Origin of the sequence: Paraburkholderia sp., assembly GCF_035656215.1 — a bacterium.
GTDB lineage: Bacteria > Pseudomonadota > Gammaproteobacteria > Burkholderiales > Burkholderiaceae > Paraburkholderia.
In genome coordinates, this window is record NZ_DASRSY010000407.1 from 1 (window position 1) to 6,620 (window position 6,620).

Genomic DNA, 6,620 nt, shown 5'->3' on the forward strand with positions numbered 1-6,620 from the left:
CTGCAACTGCAACTGCAACTGCAACTGCAACTGCAACTGCAACTGCAACTGCAACTGCAACTGCAACTGCAACTGCAACTGCAACGGTGGCTATGGCTGCAACGGTGGCTATGGCTGCGACAGCGATACACCAACATTTCATTCGAAGCGGGGCGGGATAAGTGCAGAGGCGTCTCGCCGAGGCGAAGCCGATGGCCCCCTTCACGCCCAGACGAAGCCTCTGGTTTCCCGAGCATACCCATCCGCGACGCACGCAGTGCGGAGTGGGAGCCAATGAGCTCTTTGTCACTACGGCTGAATGTGCGAGGGCACGGATTCCAGATGCACCACTGCCGCCACTGCGCGGGGGACCCGCTTAAGAGTTAGCGGTGTGAGCCGCTTTCTCTTGCTTACTTCTCTTTGCGGCCGGCAAAGAGAAGTAAGTGCCGCCCCGCACAGGGGCGACGCTAATAGACCAATAAGAATTCAAGGAAAGGCCAAAAATCCAGACCAAGAAAAAGCCAAAAATCCAGATCAAAGAACGGCCAACACCATAGGCACACAGCACAAACAAAGCGCCCTGCAGGCAATAAAAACAAGCAAAGCCCAACGCCGTAGGCAAAAAACCCGCTCACCTAACAGCCGACTTCCCATCCCCCACAGCCGCAGCCTCCTCGGCCGCAGCGGCATCCCGCGTCTCGGGCATCGCCGCCCACACGAGCAACACGGCAAGCGCGCCCGCCGCAGCAAGTCCAAAGAAACTCACCGCATTCCCGAAGTGATCCGCCACAAACCCAGCAGCAGTCGTACTCAAAGTCGCTCCAATTCCCGCTGCCAACCCGAACAAGCCGATGCAAAGGTTATACCGCCCCTTGCCGCCGGCCACATCGGCGGCAATCAGCGGCAGCATCACGCCGAACACCGCAGCGCTCAGGCCGTCCAGCATCTGTACCGGCACCAGCAAATAAGGGCTGCTGATTCCGGCAAACAACAACGCTCGTATCGGCAACGCGGAAAACCCCAGCAGCAAGATCGGCCTGCGCCCCCACCGCTCGGCGGAGCGTCCGACCCACGGCGACATCATCGCCACGATCGCCTGCGGCACGATGATGCATGCGGCAATCACGAGCTGCACGTTGTCGCCCATGCCGGCCGTCACTTCGCCAGCAGCAAGATTCAACATCGCCGCATTCGACAAATGGAACAGCACAATGCACGCCGCAAACAGCAGCATCCGCTTGTCGCGCAGCAGTTCGCGCAGACTCTCGCGTCGTTCGATCTGCTCAGGCGTCGGCCCGGCTTTCGGCAGTTCGATGGTGTCGGTGCGTTGGATCATCGTCAGCGCAAACAGCGCAGGGACGGCCAGCGCCGCCGTCAGCCAGAACACCGCGCGTGGGGAATAGTATTCGCCGAATACGCCCATCAGCCCGGCCGCCACAGCACTGCCGATCGACGCCCAGCGGGCATTGCGTCCCAGCCGGTCGCCGAGATTCGCGCGTCCCACCAGGGCGAACGAGATCGCGGCCAACGCCGGCGTCAGCATGCAGCTGGCAAAGCCGTGGAACACCTCCGCGGCAATCACCGGCAGCACCGTCGGGCTCGCGGCCAGCAGCACGGCGCTGAAGATGATCGCGAAGATCGCCCATGCGGCAGCGCCTTTTTTGTTGCGCAACGCGTCGACGGCAGCGCCGCCCGGCACCTGGCTCACCATCGCACTAATGGTGCCGACCGACAGCGCCATGCCGATCTCGCCCTGGGTCCACTTGTGCGAGGCAAGGTACGACGCAATGAACGGCCCGAAACCCGTCTGCACGTTGGCGACGAAAAAATTCAGCCAATCGAGTGCGCGCAAACTGCGCGCGGTTACCAATGTGCGGCCTATCATCGGGCCGCCCGTGCGTTGGAACCCGCCGTAACGGTGGCGGCCGGCGCGCCGGAAGCCGCAGCGGCGGGAGCAGGCGCCGCTGCGGGTGCCGGAGGCGCCGGCGACACCGCGCGGATCGGTTTGTCGCTGGCGTAAGGCGGCGTCGCATTGATCTGCGCATCGCTCAGATCGATCAGCGGATGCAGTTCCTTGTCTTTCGTGACGAAACGCAGCGCCGACCAGTTGGCGGCAATCGTGCGCCGCTCGGTGCTGACCATGCCGTTGACGTCGAGCACGACCGCCTGCGGCTGCGCGTTGGCGTCGATCAGCACGTCAATCACGCGGCCGACCTTGGCGCCGTTCGAACGCTCGACATCGGTATCGATCAACTGCAATTGCATGGCAGGGGACTTTGCCGCAGGAGTCGGCACGGCCGCTGCGTTGAGCGTGATCGGCGCGGTCTTCGCGCTCGGCGTGAAGCGGAACGCGCTCCACGGGAAATTGACCTTGCGGTCCCCGACGCCGAGGAAGCCCTGCAGATTGACCACCATCTCGCGCGGCTTGCCGCTCGCATCCGCGATCATATCGACCGCGCGGCCAATCACTTTGCCGTCGTGCTTCTGGACTTCGCTATCGAGCAAGGCGCGCGCCTCGCTGCGCTCGATCGTGCGCAGCACGATCAGCGGCGGGGGCGCAGGGGGCGGCGGTGCGGGCGTGACGACTGGCGGCGGAGGTTCGACCTTGCGCGGCTTGACGACCGGTTTCCTGGGCTTCTTCTGCTGTTCGGGCTCGGCCGCCTCAGTCTCGACCGGTTCCGGCGCGGAGGCGGCCACGGGGGCGCTCGCGGGTTCGACGGGCATCACCACGGCATCGACGATCGGCGCTTGTCCCGGGCCCCACAGCAGGCTGCAACCGGACAGCGCGAATAGCGCGAACACAGCAAGAATCAGAAGACGCCAGGCAGGACGCGAAAAACCGCCACTCATCAAGAAGGACTCCATCGGCCAGTGCGGACGAGCGCTGTGGGCCGCCGCAGTTAAGTCGGGTAAGGGCCAGAGTGTAACCCGCGGCGTCGGGCGGCCCGGTTTTGAAGGGCCTCTGTCAGGTGTCCCCGACGCAAGTTGCATGCCGCGTTGCGAACTTCCGGCCGCGACCCAGGCCCGTTCTGGCCCGCTGAACCAACCCCTCAAAACCTCTTCACAACTTGATGACAAACCGTAGGTGTAAACGCGCGGAGCGCCCACGTGGTTTGCCGTCCCCTGAACGATATAAGCGTCGTGACATGTCGGGCATGCCATTCATGCGATGGGAGACATATTTGTGTTGCCCTACATTTCGGGACAGCAAAAGAAGGACGGAAGGCGGGTTGTACGTACGCATCGCAAGCCGACGTTCAAACCTTGCCACACGACATTAGATCAACGCAACGAGACGAACCTGATGGCGGCCGGAATACGGGCCGTTTCAGCACGCTGATAAAGGAGGCACTCATCATGATGGAACCCCACGCCCAACCGATTTCCGAAGTCGGCGCCGAATCATTCGACGGAAAGGGCTTTCTCGACCGCTACTTCGAAATCTCTTCACGCGGCAGTTCGCAGCGTACTGAAATCGTCGCGGGCATCACGACCTTCCTCGCGATGGTCTATTCCGTGTTCGTCGTGCCGGGTATGTTCGGCAAAGCGGGCTTCGACACCAGCGCGGTGTTTGTCGCCGTGTGCCTGACCACCGCGTTCGGTTCGCTGCTGATGGGCGTATGGGCGCGTCTGCCGATCGCGATCGGCTGCGCGATTTCGCTGACCGCATTCACCGCGTTCGGCCTCGTGCTCGGTAAAGGTCTGCATCCGAACGTCGCGCTCGGCGCGGTGTTCCTGATGGGTGTCGTCTTCACCGGCATCTCGGTGACGGGCGTGCGTTCGTGGATTCTGCGCAATCTGCCGACGGGCATCGCGCACGGCACGGGCATCGGTATCGGCCTGTTCCTGCTGCTGATCGCCGCCAACGACGTGGGTCTGGTCGTGAAGAATCCGGGCGCCGGTCTGCCGGTTGCGCTCGGCAATATCACGGCGTTGCCGGCGATCATGTCGGTGGCGGGTCTGGCTGCGATCTTTGGTCTGGTGCGCCGTCGCGTGCCGGGTTCGATCCTGATCGTGATCATCGCGATCTCGGCGATTGCGCTCATGATCGATCCGGCGGTGGCGTTCCACGGGGTGTTCGCACTGCCTGCGCTGAGCGCACCGGGCCATGCTTCCCTGATTGGCGCGATGGACATCAAGGGCGCGCTGTCGATGGCCGTTTTGCCTAGCGTGCTGGCCCTCGTGATGACCGCCGTGTTCGACGCAACTGGCACGATTCGCGCCGTTGCCGGGCAGGCGGGTCAGCTCGACGAAAACGGTCGCATCATCAACGGCGGCCGTGCGTTGACAGCGGATTCGCTGAGCTCGATTTTCTCGGGCCTGCTCGGTGGTGCACCGGCGGCTGCCTACATCGAATCGACGGTCGGCGTTGCAGCCGGCGCGAAGACGGGGATGGCAGCGGCGGTGGTCGGTCTGCTGTTTCTCGTGGTGATGTTCTTCTCGCCGTTGGCGAGTCTGGTGCCGTCGTATGCAACGGCACCGGCGCTGATGTACGTCGGTCTGATGATGCTCTCGAACGTGAGCAAGCTGCACATGGACGACATGGTCGACGCGATGTCGGGCCTGATGTGCGCCGTGTTCATCGTGCTGACCGCCAACATCGTGACGGGCATCATGCTCGGCTTCGCGACGCTGGTGATCGGCCGCGTGGTGAGCGGTGAATATCGCAAGCTGAACGTAGGTACGGTTGTCATCGCTGTCGTACTGGTCGGCTTCTATCTCGGCGGTTGGGCGATCTGATTCTGCTGCATTGCGTTTGACGCGATTTGCTGTAACGCGCGAGTGGGGCGGGCTTCTCTGCCGCTTTGCTCGAACGTGTAGTCGGTTGTTCTCCACCTTGACGCGGCGTATTGCAGGGTTTTATCTGCGATGCGCCGCGTATCTTTTTTGTAGCGTCCCCTTCGTCTTCCTGTGTGCTTTGAGAAAAGCACGCACCTGTCCTTGACATCCTCACGTGTGTTTCTATACTTAACCTCATGGTTAAGTTTAATGACATGCTACTCGATCGCACCTTTGCCGCGCTGTCCGATCCGACGCGGCGTGCGTTGCTCGCGCGTCTGTCCGAACTGAGCGATCTGTCGGTCAGTGAGCTCGCCGAGCCGTTTGCGATGTCGTTGCCCGCGGTGATGAAGCATCTCGACGTGCTGTACGAGGCTGGTCTCATCACGCGCAGCAAAACCGGCCGTACGGTGGCCTGCCGCCTGTGCGCCGGACCCATGGAGGAAGCCATGGAATGGCTCACCCGCTATCAGCGCTTCTGATCTGAATCACTCGATCGTCTTGCCGCTTTCGTCGAAGAGGAAACCCCATGTCCGCCAAACCCAGTCTCACCCTTCAGCGCCGGATCAACGCCGCGCCCGCCAAAGTCTTCCGCGCCTGGACGGAGGCGGCGCAACTCATGAAGTGGATGCATCCGAGCGACTCCGACGTGGTTCGCACGGAACTGGATGCGCGCGTCGATGGGCGCTTCACGATTGTGTATCGCAAGCCGGATGGCCGGGAAATCGAGGTTGGCGGCCAGTATCTGGAGGTGGTGCCCGACGCCAGGCTCGTGTTTACATGGGCATGGCGTTCGAGTCCGGAACAGGAGTCGCTCGTCACGGTGCTGTTACGGCCGGACGGTAACGGCACCTTGCTGACGCTGACGCACGAACAGTTCGTCGACGAAGAAACGCGCGACCTGCATCAAGCCGGCTGGAGCGGTGGCCTCGATTCGCTGGAACGCTACTTCGCGTGATTTTGTTCTATCTAACCTGCACGACGCAGAGAAGGAGACGCACATGGATCCGCAACACCGGGTTGGTACGAGAGAAGAATGGCTGGCCGCCAGCAAGGCGCTACTGGTCGAAGAGAAAGCGTACACACGCGCCGGCGACGAACTCGCCCGCAAACGTCGTGCACTGCCGTGGGTGAAGGTCGATAAGACCTACATATTCGATACGCCGCAGGGCCGCAAGACACTCGCCGATCTGTTCAGCGGCCGTAGCGAGTTGATTGTCTATCACTTCATGCTCGGCCCCGATTGGGAAGAGGGCTGTTTCGGCTGCTCGTTCGTGTCGGATCACATGGACGGCATCCTGACGCATCTTGAACATCACGACGTATCGTACGTGGCAGTCTCGCGTGGACCGCTTGCCAAGATCGAGGCTTTCAGGAAACGGATGGGCTGGAAGTTTCCGTGGGTATCGTCGAATGAAAGCGATTTCAACTTCGACTATCACGTGTCGTTCACGCCGGAGGAGATCGCCAGCAAAAAGGCGTTCTACAACTTCACCGAGCAGGATGTCGGCATCGACGAGCTATCCGGTCACAGCGTGTTCTACAAGGACGAAGCGGGCGACGTCTATCACACGTATTCCACCTATGGACGCGGCGGCGAGCAGTTCCTCAGCACGTACGCGCATTTCGACGTCACACCGAAAGGCCGCGACGAGAAGAAGAATATGGGCGAATGGCTCAAGCATCACGATCGCTATGAAGAGAAGGCGGGTGGTTGCGCCGCGTGCGGCTCGTGATGGCGAAGTGTGCGGCGGTCGTGTGTGTCAGTAGTGCGCGCACCTGCGGCCTGCTGTTTCCGCTGGCTGGTGCGATTGCGGATATCTGGCTGCTGGTGAGCCTCGAGAAAACCGCGCTGGTGCTGG

The 6,620-nt window shown here is 61.9% G+C and carries 6 protein-coding genes; 4 read left to right on the forward strand and 2 right to left on the reverse strand.

What is annotated here, in order from left to right; all coding sequences use genetic code 11:
- Positions 1–610: 610 nt before the first annotated feature.
- On the reverse strand, positions 611–1,864 hold the full coding sequence (locus VFE81_RS23855; protein ID WP_325046942.1) for an MFS transporter: 1,254 nt from the start codon (positions 1,862–1,864) through the stop codon (positions 611–613).
- Positions 1,861–2,829 (reverse strand): PRC-barrel domain-containing protein, encoded by a 969-nt coding sequence (locus VFE81_RS23860; protein WP_325046943.1) that lies wholly within the window; start codon positions 2,827–2,829, stop codon positions 1,861–1,863. Before VFE81_RS23860 ends, VFE81_RS23855 begins: the two co-directional genes overlap by 4 nt.
- A 507-nt stretch (positions 2,830–3,336) precedes the next feature.
- Between VFE81_RS23860 and VFE81_RS23865 the strand changes: the two genes are divergently transcribed.
- The 4 genes from VFE81_RS23865 to VFE81_RS23880 all read left to right on the forward strand — a co-directional run bounded on the left by VFE81_RS23865 (position 3,337) and on the right by VFE81_RS23880 (position 6,494).
- Positions 3,337–4,719, forward strand: coding sequence for an NCS2 family permease (locus tag VFE81_RS23865; RefSeq protein WP_325046944.1), 1,383 nt, complete (start codon positions 3,337–3,339; stop codon positions 4,717–4,719).
- Between the two features lie 254 nt (positions 4,720–4,973).
- Positions 4,974–5,240 carry a metalloregulator ArsR/SmtB family transcription factor gene (locus VFE81_RS23870; RefSeq protein ID WP_325046945.1) on the forward strand — a complete coding sequence of 89 codons (267 nt, stop codon included), beginning with the start codon at positions 4,974–4,976 and terminating at the stop codon, positions 5,238–5,240.
- Between the two features lie 47 nt (positions 5,241–5,287).
- Positions 5,288–5,716 carry an SRPBCC domain-containing protein gene (locus tag VFE81_RS23875; RefSeq protein WP_325046946.1) on the forward strand — a complete coding sequence of 143 codons (429 nt, stop codon included), beginning with the start codon at positions 5,288–5,290 and terminating at the stop codon, positions 5,714–5,716.
- A gap of 43 nt (positions 5,717–5,759) precedes the next feature.
- Positions 5,760–6,494, forward strand: a complete 735-nt coding sequence (locus VFE81_RS23880) for a thioredoxin family protein (RefSeq protein WP_325046947.1) — start codon at positions 5,760–5,762, stop codon at positions 6,492–6,494.
- Positions 6,495–6,620: the final 126 nt, after the last annotated feature.